Source organism: Mastigocladopsis repens PCC 10914 (assembly GCF_000315565.1).
Lineage (GTDB): Bacteria > Cyanobacteriota > Cyanobacteriia > Cyanobacteriales > Nostocaceae > Mastigocladopsis > Mastigocladopsis repens.
On record NZ_JH992901.1, the window covers coordinates 4,517,472 to 4,538,531 of the forward strand.

20 protein-coding genes, 1 tRNA gene and 1 pseudogene are annotated in these 21,060 nt (G+C 44.2%); 13 read left to right on the forward strand and 9 right to left on the reverse strand.

Translation table 11 applies throughout. From position 1 onward, the window contains the following. Nucleotides 1–29 precede the first annotated feature (29 nt). The 3 genes and pseudogenes from ldpA to lepB all read right to left on the reverse strand — a co-directional run bounded on the left by ldpA (nt 30) and on the right by lepB (nt 2,535). Nucleotides 30–1,190 (reverse strand): circadian clock protein LdpA, encoded by a 1,161-nt coding sequence (gene ldpA / locus MAS10914_RS0122100; protein WP_017318126.1) that lies wholly within the window; start codon nt 1,188–1,190, stop codon nt 30–32. A gap of 522 nt (nt 1,191–1,712) precedes the next feature. Further along, a pseudogene (locus tag MAS10914_RS35805) lies at nt 1,713–1,865 on the reverse strand (S26 family signal peptidase); the annotation flags it as partial. 25 nt (nt 1,866–1,890) lie between these two features. Continuing rightward, nucleotides 1,891–2,535 carry a signal peptidase I gene (gene lepB / locus MAS10914_RS0122105; protein ID WP_017318127.1) on the reverse strand — a complete coding sequence of 215 codons (645 nt, stop codon included), beginning with the start codon at nt 2,533–2,535 and terminating at the stop codon, nt 1,891–1,893. Between the two features lie 253 nt (nt 2,536–2,788). Here lepB and MAS10914_RS0122115 point away from each other — a divergent pair, with 253 nt between their 5' ends. After that, entirely contained in the window at nt 2,789–4,111 is a 1,323-nt protein-coding gene (locus tag MAS10914_RS0122115; protein ID WP_017318129.1) for a dihydroorotase, read from the forward strand. Between the two features lie 398 nt (nt 4,112–4,509). On the opposite strand, the gene MAS10914_RS0122125 is transcribed toward MAS10914_RS0122115, so the two are convergent. After that, nucleotides 4,510–4,971, reverse strand: a complete 462-nt coding sequence (locus tag MAS10914_RS0122125) for a bifunctional alanine racemase/tRNA (adenosine(37)-N6)-threonylcarbamoyltransferase complex ATPase subunit type 1 TsaE (RefSeq protein ID WP_017318131.1) — start codon at nt 4,969–4,971, stop codon at nt 4,510–4,512. Nucleotides 4,972–5,043: 72 nt separating this feature from the next. After that, nucleotides 5,044–6,411, reverse strand: a complete 1,368-nt coding sequence (locus tag MAS10914_RS0122130) for a gluconeogenesis factor YvcK family protein (RefSeq protein ID WP_017318132.1) — start codon at nt 6,409–6,411, stop codon at nt 5,044–5,046. A gap of 174 nt (nt 6,412–6,585) precedes the next feature. Between MAS10914_RS0122130 and ruvC the strand changes: the two genes are divergently transcribed. Then, nucleotides 6,586–7,077, forward strand: a complete 492-nt coding sequence (ruvC, locus tag MAS10914_RS0122135; RefSeq protein ID WP_017318133.1) for a crossover junction endodeoxyribonuclease RuvC — start codon at nt 6,586–6,588, stop codon at nt 7,075–7,077. 257 nt (nt 7,078–7,334) lie between these two features. Beyond that, nucleotides 7,335–7,407, forward strand: a tRNA-Arg gene (locus MAS10914_RS0122140). 60 nt (nt 7,408–7,467) lie between these two features. Here MAS10914_RS0122140 and MAS10914_RS0122145 read toward each other — a convergent pair. Then, a complete protein-coding gene (locus MAS10914_RS0122145) occupies nt 7,468–7,872 on the reverse strand; it encodes an NIL domain-containing protein (RefSeq protein WP_026082736.1) in 405 nt (134 codons plus the stop codon). Nucleotides 7,873–8,054: 182 nt separating this feature from the next. On the opposite strand from MAS10914_RS0122145, the gene MAS10914_RS0122150 reads away from it, so the two are divergent. Beyond that, entirely contained in the window at nt 8,055–8,657 is a 603-nt protein-coding gene (locus MAS10914_RS0122150) for a thioredoxin family protein (RefSeq protein ID WP_017318135.1), read from the forward strand. Between the two features lie 274 nt (nt 8,658–8,931). On the opposite strand, the gene MAS10914_RS33115 is transcribed toward MAS10914_RS0122150, so the two are convergent. Continuing rightward, complete coding sequence (locus MAS10914_RS33115) at nt 8,932–9,162, reverse strand: DUF6737 family protein (protein WP_071599847.1); 231 nt, start codon at nt 9,160–9,162, stop codon at nt 8,932–8,934. Between the two features lie 356 nt (nt 9,163–9,518). On the opposite strand from MAS10914_RS33115, the gene MAS10914_RS32265 reads away from it, so the two are divergent. Then, the gene (locus tag MAS10914_RS32265) at nt 9,519–13,862 is read left to right on the forward strand and encodes a PAS domain S-box protein (protein ID WP_156818216.1); all 4,344 of its coding nucleotides are present in this window, start codon (nt 9,519–9,521) and stop codon (nt 13,860–13,862) included. A gap of 46 nt (nt 13,863–13,908) precedes the next feature. On the opposite strand, the gene murG is transcribed toward MAS10914_RS32265, so the two are convergent. Further along, nucleotides 13,909–14,982, reverse strand: a complete 1,074-nt coding sequence (gene murG, locus MAS10914_RS0122160) for an undecaprenyldiphospho-muramoylpentapeptide beta-N-acetylglucosaminyltransferase (RefSeq protein ID WP_017318137.1) — start codon at nt 14,980–14,982, stop codon at nt 13,909–13,911. An 80-nt stretch (nt 14,983–15,062) separates the two neighbouring features. Here murG and MAS10914_RS0122165 point away from each other — a divergent pair, with 80 nt between their 5' ends. The 5 genes from MAS10914_RS0122165 (at nt 15,063) to MAS10914_RS30805 (ending at nt 18,664) form a co-directional block, all read left to right on the forward strand. Then, complete coding sequence (locus MAS10914_RS0122165) at nt 15,063–15,875, forward strand: Cif family virulence factor (protein ID WP_017318138.1); 813 nt, start codon at nt 15,063–15,065, stop codon at nt 15,873–15,875. Between the two features lie 97 nt (nt 15,876–15,972). Continuing rightward, complete coding sequence (locus tag MAS10914_RS0122170) at nt 15,973–16,743, forward strand: SDR family oxidoreductase (protein ID WP_017318139.1); 771 nt, start codon at nt 15,973–15,975, stop codon at nt 16,741–16,743. A gap of 39 nt (nt 16,744–16,782) precedes the next feature. Beyond that, on the forward strand, nt 16,783–17,439 hold the full coding sequence (locus tag MAS10914_RS0122175) for a DUF1295 domain-containing protein (protein ID WP_017318140.1): 657 nt from the start codon (nt 16,783–16,785) through the stop codon (nt 17,437–17,439). Nucleotides 17,440–17,788: 349 nt separating this feature from the next. Next, nucleotides 17,789–18,082, forward strand: coding sequence for a DUF1816 domain-containing protein (locus MAS10914_RS30800; protein WP_017318141.1), 294 nt, complete (start codon nt 17,789–17,791; stop codon nt 18,080–18,082). A 222-nt stretch (nt 18,083–18,304) separates the two neighbouring features. Continuing rightward, on the forward strand, nt 18,305–18,664 hold the full coding sequence (locus tag MAS10914_RS30805; protein WP_017318142.1) for a PRC-barrel domain-containing protein: 360 nt from the start codon (nt 18,305–18,307) through the stop codon (nt 18,662–18,664). Here MAS10914_RS30805 and MAS10914_RS35810 read toward each other — a convergent pair. After that, nucleotides 18,652–18,921 (reverse strand): hypothetical protein, encoded by a 270-nt coding sequence (locus tag MAS10914_RS35810; RefSeq protein ID WP_017318143.1) that lies wholly within the window; start codon nt 18,919–18,921, stop codon nt 18,652–18,654. The two genes, MAS10914_RS30805 and MAS10914_RS35810, sit on opposite strands and share 13 nt — an antisense overlap. A 46-nt stretch (nt 18,922–18,967) precedes the next feature. Between MAS10914_RS35810 and MAS10914_RS0122195 the strand changes: the two genes are divergently transcribed. The 3 genes from MAS10914_RS0122195 (at nt 18,968) to MAS10914_RS0122205 (ending at nt 21,009) form a co-directional block, all read left to right on the forward strand. Then, on the forward strand, nt 18,968–19,738 hold the full coding sequence (locus MAS10914_RS0122195) for a ZIP family metal transporter (RefSeq protein WP_017318144.1): 771 nt from the start codon (nt 18,968–18,970) through the stop codon (nt 19,736–19,738). An 89-nt stretch (nt 19,739–19,827) separates the two neighbouring features. Continuing rightward, complete coding sequence (locus MAS10914_RS0122200; protein ID WP_017318145.1) at nt 19,828–20,223, forward strand: VOC family protein; 396 nt, start codon at nt 19,828–19,830, stop codon at nt 20,221–20,223. A gap of 69 nt (nt 20,224–20,292) precedes the next feature. Then, complete coding sequence (locus MAS10914_RS0122205; protein WP_017318146.1) at nt 20,293–21,009, forward strand: SDR family oxidoreductase; 717 nt, start codon at nt 20,293–20,295, stop codon at nt 21,007–21,009. The last annotated feature ends 51 nt before the right edge of the window (nt 21,010–21,060 follow it).

Here is a 21,060-nt window from a genome sequence, read left to right on the forward strand (position 1 = left end):
AACGCGATTGTAGGAAACACAGTAGTTCCCTACTGCTGTGACTTGAGCTGGGAAACGAGAGAATGGGCAAGCCCTACAGCTTGCCAGAGTAATTCTGGTTCTTCTTCTAGGCTGACAGTTGGTTTGACACTGGTATTTTTCACCTCCCTTGCTTCTAACTGCTCGAGAATCGGTGACAGTAGTACCCGGGCGTAACTACCGTAAGCAACACCGGCAATGGAGGAGGGGGGGAGAGGGGGTTGGGAAGATGGGAAAGAAGAATCCTCCGCTCCTCCATGCCTCCACTCCCCCACTCCCTCTCTCCTAAGAAGGCCCATTGCCTTTAACTTGGCAACAGTGTAGTTGTTGGTTCCACCTGCTAACTGCACATATCCCGGTAATTTAGCTGCCAAGACTTTTTGCCCTAATTTGACGGCGGCGAGAGTAGTACCATCGCCAATATCACCACTCATGGGACGACCGTCAGTTTGCCAAATTAAGGCACACGGTAAGGGGGCTATCACGTTATGAAGGGCATGAAGGTAGTCAACCAGACCGTCTCCATCTGGACAGCTGATGGCAACTAACTTCAAACGCTCAACCCATGGTAAAATTGCTTGCCACAATCTTTGAAATTCTGCCAAACGCCCAACATTTGTATGGATTTCTACGGCATCCACCCCAGATGACAGGATCAATGGTGCGATCGCTCCCGGCGTTGATACATATGATCTTGTATAAATTATATCATATGGACAAATTGGTATGCAACGACCACAGCCGTAGCACTTTTGTGATAGAATTCCCGAAAAGTCGTTTTTTATACTCTTAAAAACAATTGCTTGCGCTGGACAAATTTTTTGGCATGGTTTATCACAATCTATGGGGCATTCTGTAGAATTAAATTCAGCTTTGCGAAAATGAGGGTCTTCTCCATCGTTAAGGCTAACCATCAAAAAAGGCGATTTTCTGCCCCACCCAAAACCTCGCTGCCCAGCAACCTTTGCCAACTCAGAGGCAACTTGCAGCGCTTCTTGGACTGCGGCAATTACAGATGGATCGGCGGCAACATCTATGCAGTCAGCACCAGCCAAGGTGTAGGCTAATGTTAAAGTTCTGACTGCAGGCAGATGTTGGTAGCTGGCTCCACAAATGAGCTTGAACCAGCGACCTTCCTTAAGCGATCGTAAAGGGTCTAGCAGATCATTCACATTATCTATTATGCTATGCAATAGAAAAATATAGGATGTAACTCACACAAGTTTTGAGTCCTAAATTTTTTCATTTGAACCTAGAAACGTTCTGTTTTCGAGTCTTTTAAGACTTTCTAGTTAAAGTTATATTTTTTGAGTTTTCTCTTCGTTATTACTTGCAGTATGAGGGACAAACTATCAATCACAAAGCTTGATTGTATTTGTTTTTACTCAACAGCCAGTTCTGCTTATTGACAGGTATATTGACAATAGATATGCCATCATCTGGCTTGTACCGTAATACCAAATAAGTCATCCGGTGCAAGAGTTCCAAGGTGCGAGTCCCCCTCAGGGAGGACAGTGATTTTATTGTCAATCAACAATGTCAATAAGACATACTTTTTTGAGAGGTGGATTGGGCTAAATCCTTGATGCAGTAGGTGTTTAACCTGCTTGCCACCCGCTCTAGAGGCTAATGTGGTTATAAGGGTATAAAGTGTTTTACAAAACCAAAATAATGGTCTTATAAGAACACCATTACTACCGATACAGTGGTGATTTATCTATTCCTCCAACTTGATTAAGCGGCCAAAAGCGAATTACGGCACGCCTGATAATGTTCTTGCGCGGGACAACGCCCCAGCAGCGGCTATCATAGCTACTGTTACGGTTATCGCCTAACACTAGGTATGAGATAGATATTCTTTATATTCTTTAATTATGGATACAGTGGCGACTTATCAATTCCACCAAGGTGATTCAATGGCCAGAAGCGAACTATGGCACGACCGATAATATTCTCACGCGGAACAACACCCCAGCAGCGGCTATCATAGCTACTGTTACGGTTATCTCCTAACACTAGGTATGAGTTGGGCGGTATGGTGACAGGTTGGGATAGGAAAGGTGGTTGCTGACCTGATGTGCAAACATCGATGATTGTACGCTGTTCAGCGCTTAGGTACTTGTCTTCCTGTAGAGGTTTGTTATTGATATAAACTTTTCCATCCTTGAGTTGTACCTTTTCTCCAGGTAAGCCAATGACACGCTTAATAAAGGCATCTTGGTATTGTTCTTTTTGTAATTCTTCTGTAGGGGAAAATACTACAATATTGCCTCGCTGCGGGTTAGAAAATTTATAACTCAATTTATCGACAATAATTTTGTCTGCCTCCCACTGGTTTGGAGAACCATGCAGGGTTGGTTCCATTGAACCAGAGGGAATCCAACGAGCTTCAGCAACAAAGGTGCGAATTCCCAAGGCTAGGACAATACTTAATACAATCGTCCTACTGAGTTCTGCGAGCCAAGAGTTATTGGGTTGTGGGCGGCTAGAGTTGTTATCAGACACTTGATTTTGCATGAAATTACAAAAGTAATGGCTTGAGATGCAGGTGATTCACTTGCCCCAGCAGGGATGCTGTATCTATTTATCTTAACTTTACAAATTAGCTGTTGAGGTTATGTAGTCATCTTGACAGGCTTTTTCGTTCATTAAGAAGAATCAAGTTTTAGGTAAAAAATAACACAAAAACCCCGTTAAGAGTCCAACTAAGTTTAACTTATAGGACTCGTTATCTGTTAAACTCAGCTCTTGTTTTAACGCAGTTGCCCCCATGTCATCTCCTACGAGTTTGCTGATTCGTCGCGCTCGCATAATTTTACCCAACGGTGAATCGCTTGTTGGGGATGTGCTGACGCGCGATCACACAATAGTCGAAGTCGCACCAGAAATTTCTGCTGCAACGCCTACCACAGAAATTGACGCAGAAGGGTTAACTTTGTTGCCAGGAGTGATTGATCCGCAGGTACACTTCCGGGAACCAGGACTGGAACACAAGGAAGACTTATTTACCGCTAGTTGCGCGTGTGCCAAAGGGGGAGTCACCTCCTTTTTGGAAATGCCGAATACACGTCCCTTAACCACGACCCAGCAAGCTCTAAATGACAAGCTACAACGAGCTTCACAAAAGAGCTTGGTTAATTATGGCTTTTTTATCGGGGCAACAGCAGACAACCTGCCTGATTTACTTTTGGCAAAGCCGACGCCAGGAATCAAAATTTTCATGGGTTCAATGCATGGACAGTTGCTGGTTGACCAAGAAACCGCACTCGAGGCTATATTTGCCCAAGGCGATCGCTTAATTGCCGTTCATGCTGAAGACCAAGATAGAATCAACCAACGACGCAAGGAATTTGCTGGGATTACTGATCCTGCAGTTCATTCCCAAATCCAAGATAATCAAGCAGCGCTCTTGGCAACTCAACAGGCATTAAGACTTTCTAAAAAATATCAACGTCGTTTGCATATTCTGCATATGTCAACGGCAGAAGAAGCAGAGTTACTGCGTCAGGATAAACCAAGTTGGGTCACAGCAGAGGTGACGCCCCAGCATTTATTTCTCAATACCAGTGCTTATGCAAAGATTGGCACTTTGGCGCAGATGAATCCACCTTTGCGATCGCCTCACGATAACGAAGTCCTTTGGCAAGCTTTGCGTGATGGAGTGATTGATTTCATTGCCACAGATCACGCCCCACACACCTTAGAGGAGAAAGCTCAACAATACCCAAACACTCCTTCTGGGATGCCCGGAGTAGAAACTTCCCTACCTATTATGTTAACAGCTGCAATGCAGGGTCAGTGTACCGTTGCTCAAGTGACTCAATGGATGTCACAGGCTGTAGCCAAAGCATATGGCATTCCAAATAAGGGGGCGATCGCTCCTGGTTATGATGCCGATTTAGTTCTTGTAGATTTGAATAATTCTCACCCTGTGTTACGTGAGGAATTGTTGACGAAGTGTGGTTGGAGTCCTTTTGAAGGCTGGAACCTTACTGGATGGCCTGTAATCACTATAGTAGGCGGTCAGATTGTGTATGAAAAAGGCAAGGTAAATACACAGGTGCGGGGTCAAGCTTTAACTTTTCGTCATTAGTTATAAGTTATTCATCCTATGGGAAGCGCTCCTAGGTGCTTCCCAGTTACAAGCATCAGCTTTTGAACGTGTCCAGCAGATAATTTCTCTGCTCGACACGTTTTTAATTTGATACAGACTTTGTCCAATATAGATGCAATTTTACGTAGATATTTGCTTACATAGTTAAAGGGTCTAGCAAATAAGCTGTCGATTATCTCATTTTCCATTCAGAAAACCTGATTGTAAGGGCTTGAGCCTACAAAAAGTGCCAGTAAGACGTGGAACAGCTGATCAATGCTGGAAATACCTCCTGTCAAATAATTTTCGAAGTCATGGGTGTAATCAAGATGAAAATTTTAACTAATCCAAGCTACGAACGTGGTAGTGGCAGATGTCACCAGGGTGAAAGGAATGAATTACATTTGCAGAGCAGCGATTTTTTCGCTTATGTCACAATTATGCGGAGTAATTTCGGCTTGACGAGAGCCTTCATCCCCATAAATCAAGCACACGTTCAAATAACGATCCGGCTTGTAGGGCATTCGTTCCGCCCATTCAATCGCAACAATTCCTGGTGTGACCTCAATACCTTCCCAGTAGGTTTCTAGGTTTAAAGCAGCGACTTCTTTTGAGTCCAAGCGATATAAATCAAGGTGGTAAAGGGGAAGGCGTCCTTGTGTGTACTCGTTAACGAGAGTGAAAGTTGGGCTAACAATTGATTCAGTTATGCCCAAACCTTCCCCAATACCTTGCACTAAAGTGGTTTTGCCAGCCCCTAAATCACCTTCTAGTAAAATGACACTTGCCTTATTCAGCGATTGACCGAGAGTGATTCCAAGCTTTCGTGTCGCTGCTGCATCTGCTAGAAAAATTTTCATAAATGGGTCATTTGATAGTTGTTAGTTGTTGGTTATTTCACTACCTACTACCCACTATCTACTAACCACAACTCACCTTCCATGATGCGCTCCAGTGTACCATCGCCACAACACTCGCGCCAGTCGTTGGGGGTTGTGGCGAACAAAACCTGTTTCATCTTCATGCATCACATTAGCCAGAACAATTCGCCGTCCCAGCCCCGCTACGGCTTCTCGATCTAGGAAAACAGGATGGGACTGTTGTTGAGCATAGCGGATAAGTGCGTGAGCAGTAGGAGATTTTTTGTGTACCAGGACAGCATTAAATAGCGGTCTGCCGCAAGCAGCATCAATCGCCCTGATGTGGTCAGCAACGGTGTATCCCTGAGTTTCTCCAGGTTGTGTCATGATGTTGCATACATAAATACGCGGTGCTTGCGAGGCGGCGATCGCATCGGCAATCTCTGGTACCAGCAAATTGGGAATGACACTGGTGTAAAGACTGCCAGGACCCATAATGATGTAATCGGCTTCTTTAATAGCCTTGATAGCTGCTGGCAAGGCAGGGGGATTTTCTGGAATGCAGCCAATCTTGACAATAGTACCACCAGCTTCCGTAATTTTAGATTCCCCTTCTATGCGGCGACCATCGTCTAACTCAGCCCAGAGGCGCACATCGCTCAAGGTTGCTGGCAAAACTTGTCCCCGGATGGCTAGGACTTTGGAACTGGCGGCGACACCTCTTTCCAAATCGCCAGTAATGTCACTCATCGCCGTCAAAAATAAGTTGCCAAAACTGTGACCACTCAACCCATCCCCAGCCTTAAATCGGTACTGAAACAGTTCTGTCAATAACTTTTCTTCGTCAGCCAGTGCGGCTAAACAGTTGCGAATATCTCCAGGTGGTAGCACGCCAAATTCCTGGCGTAACCGTCCAGAAGAACCACCATCATCAGCTACGGTGACAATGGCGGTAATCTTGGCGCTATAAACTTTCAATCCCCTAAGCAATGTGGAAAGCCCTGTACCACCGCCAATTGCGACAATTTTCGGTCCCCGATACAATCGGCGATGTGCCAGCAGGACATCAATAAGTTCCTCATCCCCTTCTGGTCTGAGTACCTGAGTAATTGAACCTACTGTCCGAGTTTGCCCCCATAGAAGCAACAGCAAGCCGCAAAGTATCACCAATGGTCCGCTGATGTAGTACGGTACAATGTCGGTGATGAATCCCAGAATGCCCCTCAAAAACTCAATCGCCCAAAAAATCGGCGTTAGCCTAATCCAAATAGCCAGTCCCAGACTGGCTAAAATGACACCTCCGACACTGATAAGCAACCATCGTTTCACCGATAGCCCAGGCGATAACCACTTGAACCACTGGTTAACTCGATGGGAGGTGCGACGCCGTGACTGCTTTTGCAGGGCTTTGAGGGCTTGTCTGAGAAAACCGATTGACATACCTGATCCACAGCAGTACTACTAACAATGATTAACAGAAAATGTACACCACCTGGTTTAAACCCAAGTGTGGAATTGTTACACTTTTCAATCTCATTAGACCAAAAGTGCGTAAGTCCTGTTGCCAGTATGCCGAGATGTTACGCCTTGTGGTCAACACAAACAAATAAGTCAATGGAAAAGCGAATTTTAGGAATAGATCCGGGATTAGCAATTTTAGGGTTTGGGGCGATTATATGTCAAAAAAATCAAAACAGGGTGCAATCTGATTCAGTAAAACTATTAGATTTCGGTGTGATAAATACGCCATCGGGCACGGAAGTCGGACAGCGACTGTGTACGTTATACGACGATTTGCACACCCTGGTAGAAGAGTTTAAACCTGAGTTGGCAGCAATTGAGAAGCTCTTCTTTTATCGTATGTCAAATACTATCCTCATTGCTCAAGCGCGGGGTGTGGTCATGTTGGTTTTAGCACAGCATCACTTACCGATTGTAGAGTTTACCCCTGCCCAAATTAAACAAGCGTTAACAGGGTACGGTAATGCTGACAAACAAGAAGTTCAGCAAGCAGTCGCGCGGGAGTTGAATTTAGACTACATTCCTCATCCCAATGATGCAGCGGATGCATTGGCGGTGGCGTTGACGGCGTGGTTTGGGAGTTAGATTTGTAGCTAAATAAGTCCCGCTACTAGTGCTTGGCAGGTCATAGGCGATCGCAATAGTAAAACCGAAACTGATTGACGCTATCATGGCACAGGTCTTCCATGATTTGTGCCAAGCGGCTACAAACCCCGTATTTCGGGTCTGACATCAAAAACCAAGTATGGGTGGTGGTATTGAGGTGGCGTTTGCCGTCTAAGGCAGATCAAGGCTATACTATTATTTATAAAAGTGGCAACCTTTGGTTTTTGCTGCTTTAAGGGCGCGTAGCTCAGTGGATAGAGCAACAGATTCCGGTTCTGTTGGTCGGGGGTTCAAATCCCTCCGCGCTCGTTACTTTTACAAAACTAACCACAAAACTGGGTGTTGATTCTCTCTCAGTTTTCTCTCACCTCAAAGATTAGTGGAAATTGCCTGCACAGGACAGGTGGGAATACACTGTTCGCAAACAATGCAGCGCGATCGCGTAAATGTCAGCTTATAACTTTGGGAATCGAGGTTGAGGGCTTCTGTTGGGCAAACCCCTGTACACAAGCCACAGTGGACGCACAAGTCTTCATCAATGACGATTTCCCCTAAAGCTTGGGAGACAGTGATGTTTTGCGATCGCATCCACTCAATTGCTGCATCCAATTCATCAATATCTCCCGATAGTTCCACCACTAGTTTGCCAATTTGATTTGGGGCAACCTGAGCGCGAATAATATTTGCAGCAACGTTGAAATCTCTTGCCAATCGGTAGGTAACTGGCATTTGAACGACTCGTTTGGGGAAAGTAAGGGTGACTCTTTTTTTCACAGTTCTATTGAGTGGCTTCCCCAAGCTTCTGGGGATACATTCTTATTTTAGAGTAGTGTTACGAACCACTAAGACGAGGCAGGCAGAGCGAGGCTTCCGGCGCTCTGAAGTGCTCGGCAACAGAGATAGGGAGGAGGTTAAACTGAAGAGGGTAGTACTTAATAAGTTTTAATAAATCTGTTATGAGTACGGATTCACCTGTTCATTCTCCAGTTCATTCTCCAGAAAAATTTAAAGCCTCCATTGGGGTGCGTTTGAGAAATTTCTTAATTGCAATTGTAGCGATCGCCCTAAGCGTTGCTCTAGTTTTGGGACTGCGAACTCAAACAACCTCTGCAACTCTTGCTCAGTTAGGTGAGCAGTCTATACCTTTAGAGGTGGCTTTAACCAATGGTAAGCCATCCTTGATGGAGTTTTATGCTGATTGGTGTACTGTCTGCCAGAAAATGGCACCAGATATTGCACAATTGGAACAGCAGTATGCTGACAAGGTGAATTTTGTCATGCTGAATGTGGATAATACCAAGTGGCTGCCAGAGATGTTGAGATATCGAGTGGATGGTATTCCCCACTTGGTGTATTTAAATAAGGATGGGGAAGCTGTCGCCCAGGCAATTGGTGACCAACCCCGCACGATTATGACAAGTAACCTAGAAGCCTTAGTTGCTAGTTCGCCTTTGCCTTATGCTCAAGCAAGTGGGAGAGTTTCCCAATTTAATGCACCAGTGACATCAACAACTAGTCAGGATGACCCCCGTAGTCATGGCGCTCAAGTCGTGAATTGATTTTGACAGTGACCAGTGACCAGTGACCAGTGAACAGTAAACAGTGGACAAAAAAACTGATAACTGTTTAGTGTTCACTAGTCACTGTGTAGGGGGGAAGAAGGAAACAAACGCGCTCTACGTAAATTATTTTTCTTTTCACTTACACCCCTACACCCCTATCCCCCTAAACCCTTTGTTTTCCCCTACACTCCGTTCTTGGTCAAATATAGACACCCTCCGGGCTACTTCCTGTAGGCTACAAAGCCCACGTATGCGGGCTTTTAATTTAAAGCTAATCCTGATGCGACTCCAAAACACCACTGCGGATAACCAGTTGAGGCCAAATTATTAAAAAGAAACCCATCCATGTCAATACAGGTAGACAGACAAGAATAGTCAACCAGGCTATCCTAAATATTACCCAACTACCACCAATCAGGGTCACTCCTGTCAGAAGAATAGACCAAGGCTGACACCACCACGGTTTGTATTTCCAAGGACTTACAGGCTTTGGATCAGACATTTGTTTGACAGTTAATCTGCAATTAATTATTATCAAAAACCTTAAATATTTTTTCTTAATGTTACAAAATATAAAATTATATTTTTACTCTGTTTCAACTTGAGAAATTAAGTATTGTGAGAAATGGTATAAAGATGTGAAAGTGATGTCAAAAACCTGATTCTTACACAACTATAAAATGAGCAGTTTTTAAGTGGATTTACTCTGGAGTCATTTGTGGCTGTGTTGAAAGTAACCAAAACATAGTGGATTTTTGGCAGCAAGGACAGAAGTGTTTATTTCTCTCGTCTTTGAAACAGGTCAATGGCTGAGAGCAGCTAGCCAAAAAAAACTTGTATCCAGATATTTTTCTACAAATGAATAAACATATTGGTCAATTTGTAGTAGTCTTTGTTACCTTCATAGGGTGCAGTGTCTTGCTGGGTTGGCACCAAGACATTTCTCTGCTCAAGATTGGTTTCCCTGGCAATCCTCACACAATGAAGCCAAACACAGGGGTGTGCCTCTTGTTATTAGGCGTATCATTGGGACTGTTGCAGCGACAAAGACTCCCTCAGTCGCTCTATTTTATTGCCCAAGGAAGTGCTTTGCTGACAACAACCATCGGATTAGTCACTCTGGGCGAGTATTTTTTTGGATGGAATCTCGGCATTGATGAATTACTGTTTGATGATGGAATCGTAACAGCAACCCATCTCTACCCAGGGCGAATAGAGGAAGTCACAGCATTTAACTTAACGCTGTTGGGAATTGCCCTTGTGTTGCTAGCACAAAAAACTCGACAGAGGTATTGGCTTGCTCAAAGCCTAAGCTGTGTTGTGGGTTTTACCGCAACATTAACATTGGTTGGTTATTTGTTTGGAGCACGGATTTTAAATGAGTTTGCCGTTGCCACAAGGGCAACTGCACTCCACACGGCTATGGCATTAATTGTACTGTGCGTCGGGATTTTATTTACACATCCAAATAAGGGGCTAATGCAGACTGTGACAAGTTCCTCAATCGGTGGGGCGATCGCACGTCGATTCTTACCCTGGGCAATCATTGTGCCGCTTGCCATCAATTCGTTTACTACTTGGCTTGAGGTCAACAAGTATGACTATACATTAATTCACGCTTTAGAAACCGTGATCATATTCCTCATACTCTCGATTCTCATTTTGTCGAACGCTTCATTAATAGACCAGGTAGAAGCCTATCGTCAAAGAGCAGAGCACAAACTACGGGAATCAGAACAGCAATTCCGACGTGCTGTGATGAGTTCTCCACTACCTATCATGATCCATGCTGAGGACGGAGAGATCGTGCAGATTAATCACGTATGGACAGATATTACTGGATACAAGCCTGAAGAGATCCGGACTATTGCCCAATGGACAGAACAAGCCTACGGAGAGCGTCAAGAATATGTTAGAGAAGCCATTGACCGCTTATACAATTTCGATTGCCGTGTTGCAGAAGGAGAATTCACTGTTTGTACACGTAGTGGAGAGCAGCGCATTTGGGACTTTTATTCTGCTCCTTTAGGCAGAACTCCAGATGGTAGGCGATTGGTGCTGACCACTGCAATTGATATCACCAAACGCAAACAAGCTGAAGAAGCTTTAGTGCAGATGAATGCCACGTTGGAAATGCGTGTGAGGAAGCGGACAGCAGAACTTGCAAAGATCAACCTGCTGTTGCAGCACGAACTCTATGAACGCCAACGGGTCACACAAGCACTTGAAGACAGTGAGCGAAAATTCCGAGCTACCTTTGAACAGACATTCCAATTGATCGGGCTTCTCACTCCTGATGGTACAGTGTTGGAACTTAACCAAGGAGCGCTGGAATTTATTAGGGCACGACGAGAGGATGCCATCAACCGACCTTTCTGGGAGCTTTCCTGCTGGAGCTGCACAGTAGAAATTCAAGAGAACTTGAAAGCGGCGATCGCCCAAGCAGCAGCAGGACAATTCATCCGGATGGAAGTCATCTTACCAGATGCTGATGGTGTCATGAGAGATTTTGATTTTTCGCTCAAACCAGTGCGAGATGAGTCAGGTCGGGTGGTGCTGCTCATTCCAGAAGGACGAGATATTACCAACCTCAAAAGGACACAATCAGAACTGCTGTCAGTTAGCGAACGTTTAAAGTATCTACTCACAGCTAGCCCAGCAGTCATTTTCAGTTGTAGACCCCACGGAGATTATGGAGCTACTTTTATAAGTGAAAACGTCACTACAATTTTAGGATACCAGCCACAAGACTTTTTAGATAACTCTGATTTTTGGGTAAATCACGTCTATCCAGAAGATGTTGAACGCGTCTTGAGAGAGATACCGCAAATTTTTGAAAGAAATTATCACTCCCACCAATATCGGTTCTTGTGTGCTGATGGCACATATTGCTGGCTCGAAACTCACACCAAATTAGTCCGAGATAAAAAGGGTAATGCTGTGGAGTTTGTAGGCTCTTTGGTAGACATTACTGAACGCAAAGCATTGGAGGAAGAGGTAGCTCTCAAGCAACAATTACTCAACGGTTTCATCAGCAATGCGCCTGTAGGTATGACAGTTCTCGATAGTCAACTGCGCTATACGCTCATTAATGAAGCTTTAGCAGAAATAAATGGCATTCCTGCAAAAGAACATATGGGTAAAACTCCTTGGGAAATGATACCACATTTGGCACCCAAGCAAGAAGAGATTTTTCGGCAAGTCCTAACAACTCGTCAACCTATCCTTAATGTCGAAATCAATGGTGAAACCCCAAAACTTCCTGGCGTAAACCGAACTTGGTTAGTCTCGTACTTTCCAATTCATGACCAAATCAGGTGCTCACTTGGGATTGTCGTTGCAGAAATTACAGAACGCAAAGCAGCTCAAGCTGCGTTGCGGGAAAGTGAAGAACGTTTCCAAGCTTTTATGAACCACAGTCCAGCGTTAGCTTGGATAACAGATACAGATGGTAGGATGCTGTACGCCAGTCAAACATACCTCCGCACAATCCAGCAAGCAACTGACAGTATCATCGGGAAAAGTTTATTTGATTTATATCCTGCGGAGTTTGCCCAGCAGTGGATTGATAATATCAAAAAGGTTGCCGTCTCCAATCAAGTTGTGGAAGCAATCGAGACTGCGCCCCGACGAGATGGTACTGTAGGTGATTTTTTGGTGTATGAGTTTCCCATTAAAGGTTTGTCTGGGCAACATTTTGTGGGAGGCGTCGCTGTTGATGTTACTGAGTATAGGCAAGCACTACTAGCTTTAGCAGAGTGGGAGACCTTACTGCGTTCTATTGGTGATAACTTGCCTCATGGTGCAATCTACCAAATTGCCGGCGAACGAGATGGCAGCTACTGCTTTTACTACATCAGTGCAGGTGTAGAAAACATTACTGAAGTTAAACCTGAAGATGCCTTAAAAGATAGTCGCTTCCTTCATAACCAATTTTTAGAGGAGGATTACCCAAAGTTTTTACAAGCAATTGATGAGTCGCTCAAAAATATGTCAGTTATAGACATTCAACTGCGGATACGAACACCGAGCGGCAAACTCAAGTGGCTGCACTTTCGTTCAACGCCCCGTTGTCTCAATGATGGACGGATTGTTTGGGATGGGCTTGTAGTTGATGTCACTGAAATTAAACAGGCAGAACAAGCATTACGGTTACAAGCAGAAAAAGAAAAGGCACTCAATCGAGTCATTAAAACGATTCGTAACTCACTCGAGTTGCAAACTATCTTCAACACCGCTGTTGCTGAGACTGCTAAACTTTTGCAAGCTGATCGCGCAGAAATTGCTCAGTACATACCAAGCCAAAAGCTCTGGAAGCACGTGGCAGAATATCGCCGAACGCCTGACTTACCAACTGCCTTGGGAGTGGATATCCCAGATGAGGGAAATGAAGTTGCCGCTCGAATCAAAAAATTAGAAGTTGTCCGTATTAATGATCCTAGGACTATAGATGATGAGGTTAACTCCAAGTTTGCTCAAATCTTTTTGGGAACATGGCTGTTAGTGCCATTACATATCAACTCGACAGTTTGGGGTAGCCTGAGTCTAGCAAGAAACGGACAACACTCGACTTGGCAAGACTCAGAAGTAGAACTGACTATGACAGTTGCTGACCAATTGGTCATTGCCATTCAGCAATCGGAACTTTACCAGCGGTTGCAAATCGCAAATCAGGAACTGCAACGCCTAGCTACGCTTGATGGACTGACTCAGCTTGCCAATCGACGACATTTTGATGAACACCTTAATCAAGAATGGCTGCGGTTAGCACGAGAGCAAAATCCTTTATCCCTCATTTTGTGCGATGTCGATTATTTTAAGCTTTATAACGATACCTACGGTCATCCAGCTGGTGATACTTGTTTAGTGCAGATTGCTCAAGCAATTAGTCTTGCTGTTAAGCGTCCTGCCGATTTAGTGGCTCGTTATGGTGGCGAAGAGTTTGCAGTGCTTTTGCCTAATACGGACGCTGACGGAGCAATACAGGTTGTTCAACTTATCCAAACAAAGGTTAGACAACGAAATCTTCCACATATTGCTTCTCTAGTAGGACAATATGTCACCCTAAGCTTTGGGATTGCTACAACTATCCCCTCTCACAATGGTTCTGTACAAGCTTTGATTAAAGCGGCAGATAGGGCATTATATCAAGCAAAGGATAATGGTCGAAATTGCTATCAAAGCATTCGATTGGTGGAGTAAGTGGGGATCTGGGGAGATTGCGAGAATTTACATACATATCACCCCATCATCTTTCCACCACCTCACGCACCAATTGCGCCAATTTTTGAGCACTATCGGGAACAGCGATCGCCTTTGCCTTTTCCCCCATATGACGCAACTCTTCTGGATTGTGCAACAAATCCAAGACCTGAGTTTGCAATATCTGTGCTGTTAACTCAGACTGTTTAAACATGATCGCTGCACCAACTGAGGTAAAAACTTCGGCATTATAAGTTTGATGGTCTTCTGCGGCAAACGGGTAAGGAATTAATATTGCTGGTGTTCCACATACTGCCAATTCCGTAACACTGCCAGCTCCTGCACGACTAATTGCTAAATTTGCACGTTGCAACAGTGCAGCCATATTGTCATAAAATGGTAAACAAATATACTGCGAATGCTTCAGGCTCTCAGCCTCAGGATCTTTATCGCCTGTCAAATGCACAACCCAAGCACCAGCATCAAACCAAGCATTGGCAGACTGGCGCACTAGCTTATTGACAGCAACAGCTCCTTGGCTACCACCAAAGACAACGATTAAGGGAACGCCCTCAGGAATAGGGAGATTCAGGGTTGCTTCAATTCCCTCTTCAAGAAATTGAGAACGCACTGGGGTATTAGTATAAATTGTTGTGACGCGGGGCAAATACTGAGAAGCCACTTCAAAACCCACTGCCACCGCACTACACCAAGGACCGAAAAAGCGCGTGACTTTACCTGGCAAGGCATTAGATTCGTGGAGAATGACAGGTAAACCTAACGAACGCGCCGCAATAACAGCAGGTCCGGCGATGTAGCCGCCTGTCGTAAACACTCCCTGAAATTTTCCTTGTCGTAAAAGTTTCCTGACTTCTAAAATTGAACCAATAAGTTTTACTAAAATGCCAAGAGACGAAATACCAAAACCTTGCTGAAAACCTTCAACCGCAATCGTATGCAATCGATACTGCTTGGGAACAAGCTGAGTTTCTAATCGACTAGGGACACCAAGCCATTCAATTTGATAATCGCTCAAGTGTTCAGCCAGTGCGATCGCAGGAAACAAGTGTCCGCCAGTCCCACTAGCAGCTATCAGTAACCGTATAGGAGTGTGTACCATTAACTCTCCACCCTGTTAGCGCTTAACCTAAGATAAAACAATTTCCATACTTTCTGTACTCAAGTTGCCAATTATTACTCATGCCAAATCTTGCTTCCTTTCTACACAAACGTCAAATACTGTTCCAACCCAGTCGCTTGCTAGTTTGTTCTCTGCTGACACTAGGTTTATTGACTAGTTGGAAATGTGCTCAAGCGAGTACACCCCAGGATGCACCCGCTGAATTGAAAAACTTATTGACGCAAATTGATACAGCAGCAAGCCGAGGTGATGTCAAAGGGGTGATGCAGTTCTACAGCCCCAATTTTATTCATGGAGATGGCTTAACCCGTCAGAACATGGAAAAAGCTTTAACTGCGCTTTGGCAGCGATACCCTCAATTGAAATACAGCACCCAGATACAATCTTGGAAACCTCAAGGTAATGCCATTGTCACCGAAACAGTAACTAATATAACTGGTGTACCCTCTACTAGCAGTGATAACTCTGTTCTCAATGCCACAATTAGGTCACGCCAGCGCGTTGCTGGAGGAAAAATTCTCCGCCAAGACATTTTGTCTGAACGCACTCAATTGACTTCTGGTACCAAGCCACCCCAAGTAGAGCTTAAGTTACCCCAGCAGGTAAAAGTTGGTCAGCAGTTTAGTTTTGACGCGGTTGTCAAAGAACCTCTCGGCGATGACTATCTCTTAGGAACAGCGTTGGAAGAACCAATTAAACCAGATAAGTTTCTTGCTCCCACACCTGTAGAACTGGAATTACTTTCATCTGGTGGAATTTTTAAAGTTGGACGCGCACCAGCTACCCCTGGTAGCCAGTGGGTTTCTGCGGTCATCATGCGAGGAGAAGGCATGGTTATGATAACTCAGCGGATGCAGGTCGTGAAAAACTAGTTATTAGTCATTGGTCATTAGTCATCAGTCATTAGTAAAAGGCTTTTGACTTTTGACTCTTGACTCTTGACCCTTGACTTTTAACCTTTGACTAAAAATGCTTTCTGTTCAAAATCAAATCATTTTGATTACTGGCGCAAGCAGTGGTATCGGTGCTGCTTGTGCCAAAGTATTCGCAAGTGCAGGTGCAAAGCTGATTTTAGCTGCACGACGGTTGGAGCGCTTGCAGCAGGTTGTAGAGACGTTGCATACCACGTCTCTACAGATACATTTGTTACAGCTAGATGTGTGCGATCGCGCTGCTGTAGAATCTGCCATCTCTAGCCTACCGCCCTCGTGGTCTGACATCGACATCTTAATTAACAACGCTGGTCTTAGTCGCGGTTTAGACAAACTTCACGAAGGCGACTTCCAAGACTGGGAAGAAATGATTGATACCAACATCAAGGGGTTGCTCTACCTGACTCGCTATGTCGTCCCTGGGATGGTGAAACGCGATCGCGGTCATGTCGTCAACATTGGTTCTATTGCTGGGCATCAAACCTATCCCGGTGGTAATGTCTATTGTGGCACGAAAGCCGCCGTCAGAGCCATTTCTGAAGGTTTGAAACAAGACTTATTAGGAACGCCTATCCGCGTAACTTCCGTTGATCCTGGTATGGTGGAAACAGAATTTAGCGAGGTGCGCTTTCATGGGGATAGCGATCGCGCTAAAAAAGTTTACCAGGGAGTCACTCCCTTGACTCCAGATGACGTTGCCGATGTCATATTTTTCTGTGTTACGCGACCCAGCCATGTAAATATTAATGAAGTTGTACTCATGCCAGTTGATCAAGCTAGCACAACTTTGGTAAATCGGCGAAATTAAAATCAGGCACTGTTAAGAATATAAATTTGGTATGGCTATATGCAAAACACTGCCAACGCTGAAAAAGCTGCGATCACAGCACTCACGGCGATTAACATAGCAAAAGTTACCACAATAGGCTGCTTGGTCGCTTTTGCTTTTGTCTTCGGCATTCAAGACTGGCGACAAGTCATCTATCTGTGCCTGCACATCAGCTATTGTCTATGGTGGCTGGTGGAACAGTGGCTTTTCCCCCAACGGCAACAAATATTTAATCAGCGCATGGGGGCTTTTGGGTTGCTCTTTACGTTGTTGAGCGTCGGGATTTTTTACAGCTTGCCGGGATACCTAGCGTTTGTCAACCCCGTCCCCTTATCAATGACCACAACTGCTGTGGCACTATCGCTTTACATTTTTGGTAGCCTGATAAATGCAACCGCCGATGTGCAAAAGCTTACCGCAAAGCAGTTCGGCGCAGGGTTAGTTCGTGATGGTATCTGGCGCTTCTCCCGCAATATCAATTACTTTGGTGATTTACTGCGATATCTAAGTTTTAGTGTCGTCGCTGGTTCACCTTGGGCTTATTTGGTGCCTGGATATGTCTTAGTTATCTACCTTTGGCTTATCTCTCAAAAAGAACAGTCAATGCCCCAAAAATACCCAGATTATGCCGATTATAAACAATCTAGCGCCCGTTTGATTCCGTTTATTTGGTAAAGCTTCAACGAAGAGCCAGTAGATTGAGTGGGGGTATTCCCTCCACTACAAGCGGGTATCTACCTAGTTATATTGGGTAGATATCCTACTGAATTTGACAGCTATTTTCTATAGTCTAAAGAATAAGGTTCTCAATCGTTGCCGAATAAAAAGCTTTTTATTCGGCAACGATTGTGTATTTTCTCTAAGAAAACTCTCAAGAGTTTAACCCCCACATTCCTAAAGAGGTTGACCTAAGCAATGCCTCTTCTCAGTATTTGGTTGATAGCTAAGTTCTCAGCTTTGAGCGTTGACTTCATCCCTTAAGGGAATGTAGATAGCCCAGCCTAGATAATTGCGGAGAACTCCCATGAATTCGGCAGGAACTATTGAAAAAGAGCAGATAGAAATGGACTGGTGGGTTGAAATTCTCAGCCATAAGCCCTGCTGTATCTACTACTTTGGACCTTTTGACAGTGCAAAAGAAGCTGCCTTGGCTCAAGATGGCTACATAGAGGATTTAGTAAACGAAGGAGCAGAGGGAATTACTGTTCAGATTAAATGGTGCAAGCCTAGGGGTCTGACTATTTTCCCTGAAGATGAGGCAGAGAGTTTTCAAGTGTGGGGAGAGTTTAATCACACAGCCAACGACCTGAAAAGTTGAGCCGTAGTGAGTGATGGTGCTCATACAGCAGCAATATTGGCGTCAGTCGTCAGAAGTCAGAAGTAAAATTGGCTCTGTGTCTGGCTTTTAGACAAAGCGCGTTGTACTTCACCTACTTGCAATGTGCTCATAAATGAGTGACCCATTAAAGTGGGGACGACCTTACTTTACTTATCGATAACAAGACATCACAGAAAACTAGATAGAAAACTGGAGGAGGCTATGGCACTTTCAAGACTCGAAGACTTTGAAGCTAGCTCCCGTCGCTCTTTTAAGGAGCATGAGTTCATGCACTTTGAAGTCTACACCGCTCAAGAGGAAAAGGCGGGGCAAGTGGTAGATATCTTAGTCGATGAAGCCGGACATTTCCAGTACCTGGTTGTTGACCTCAATGACGGAATGACTGACAAGCAGGTATTACTACCCCAACAGGAGTTTCATGTTGACCAAACGACAAGACGCGTCTACCTTAGGAGACTTAACAAAGCGCAAGTTACTGAGTTAATGGCTTACAACCCAACTGACCACAAAATAGTATCCGGCTCTAACGAGGAAGTGGTTTCTTGTTCCTATCCTTTGTAAGGTTTTACCTGGAGGGGGATTTGACAACCATTTTTGAAAAATTCTGCTATTTGTCCTTTTAGGGGTAGTGAGAGCGCGCCTAGTTCCAGATACTGAAACTTAGTAGGGGTAACGCTTTGAGGCAAGTTGGTACTTGGTGAGAGATACCATAAGACTGCCCCAAATACTGCACCCAGCGCTTCAACACTTGTCGGATAATCGCAGGCAAACAAAATGTCAGCGATTTTTTTTGCAAAATACTTGCAACTCATAATCATACCGACTATGATTTAAAGAAGATAGATTAAATTCAAAACCCCAAGTATGCAAAGCCTTGTTATAGGTGCAGTTGCCAGTTTAGGTGCAGGACTTGCTACAGTTCTTGGTGCCTTGCCGATTTTACTACCAATAAATCTCACACAGCGAGTGCAAGGAATTATGCTGGGGTTTGGTGGGGGAGTGATGTTAGCGGCGACATCGTTTTCGTTAATTGTGCCTGGTACGGAAGCAGCGATTTCCCAAGGTTACTCCAAAGCGAATGCAGCCTTAATTATGGTGGCGGGTATTCTGCTTGGCGGATTATTTCTGCAACTAGCACATCGGTTTATGCCGCACGAACACTTTTTTAAAGAGGAAGAAATTCGTAGCAATAACCTCAAGCGAATTTGGCTATTTATTGGCGCAATTACTATTCACAACTTTCCAGAAGGATTAGCAGTGGGAGTGAATTTTGGCAACAACAATATTACCGATGGAATTCCCGTTGCTTTAGGTATTGGCTTGCAAAATATTCCAGAAGGGTTAGTAGTAGCATTATCTTTAGTAGGTGAGAAATATTCAGCAGGTTATGCTTTGTGGATTTCGCTGCTGACGGGTTTAGTCGAACCAATTGGCGGTTTAATTGGTGCTGGTGTCGTGAGTATTGCCAATTTCATATTGCCTTGGGCGATGGCGTTTGCTGCAGGAGCAATGTTGTTTGTGATTAGTGATGAAATCATTCCCGAGTCTCATCGTAAAGGTTTGGAAAAAGAAGGAACTATTGGTGTGATGTTTGGCTTTGTCGTCATGATGTTTTTAGATATTGCTTTAGGTTAAATCGATAGGAGTTAGTAGTTTTTTGTTAAAAATTGCTAATAACTAATCTCCACTATCCATGGGTTATTCTCCAATAACAAGGAGGAAACATGAACTTTATTCGCTTTGAACACATCAACGTTTCTTGTAAAAATCTCGACGCAACCAAGAAGTTTTACCAAACCCTATTTCCTGATTGGTACGTACGCGCTGAAGGAGTGTTTGAGGGTAGACGCTGGTTGCATTTAGGCAATAACCAATTTTATCTTGCTCTCAATGATGAAACTGACCAAGAGCGTGTGCATACGCCTTACGAAAGCATTGGTATAAACCATGTTGGCTTTGTAATTAAAGACGGCGAAGCCATGCAAAAATTGCTTGATGCTGAGAGCATTGAATATTACACAATGACAGCGCCTGAAACAAAGCATAGAATTTATGTCAATGACCCAGATGGTAATGAGATTGAGTTAGTTGAATATAACCCAGAGTACTCATTGAAATAATTAATTTGGTAATGGTTTTATAGTAAGTGCTTCAGCGCTTACTACAAGCTAAGTTACAGGAGAAAAGCAATGACCACAACGCAAAAAGTTGCAGTTGTAACAGGTGCATATCGTGGATTGGGATTTGAAGCTTCTCGTCAATTGGCTAAAAAGGGATATAAAGTCATTCTGACCAGTCGTGATGAAGCCAAAGGCAAAGCTGCTGCTGAAAAGTTACAAACTGAAGGCTTGGATGTCATTTTTCATCCTCTTGATGTCACAGATGATGAAAGCAGTCAAAAATTAGCCAAATTTATTCGTGAGCAGTTTGGCAAACTCGATGTCTTAGTGAATAACGCAGCTATATATATTGATGCTCAAGCTGGTGGAAACAGCGTGTTTGATGCCAAAGTTGACACTTTACGTCAAACAATGGAAACAAATGTTTACGGTGTTTTGCGAGTGACTCAAGCGTTAATTGAGTTGATGAAGAAACAGAATTACGGACGGATAGTGAACGTTTCTTCTGGTGCGGGACAACTGAGCGATATGGGGAGTGGTACGCCTGCGTATCGCGTTTCCAAAACTGCTTTGAATGCTTTAACGCGAATTTTTGCTAACGAATTAGAAGGCAAAAACATCTTAGTGAATTCAGTTTGTCCTGGTTGGGTGAAAACCGAGATGGGCGGACCAAATGCGCCTCGCACGCCAGAACAAGGAGTCGATACGATTGTGTGGCTAGCAACGCTTCCTGATGAAGGTGCTAGGGGTGGGTTCTTCAGAGATCGTCAACCAATTGATTGGTAGTTTTAAATAGAGGATGCCGTGCAGCGAGGTTATCTGTGGCATGAGTTTGGG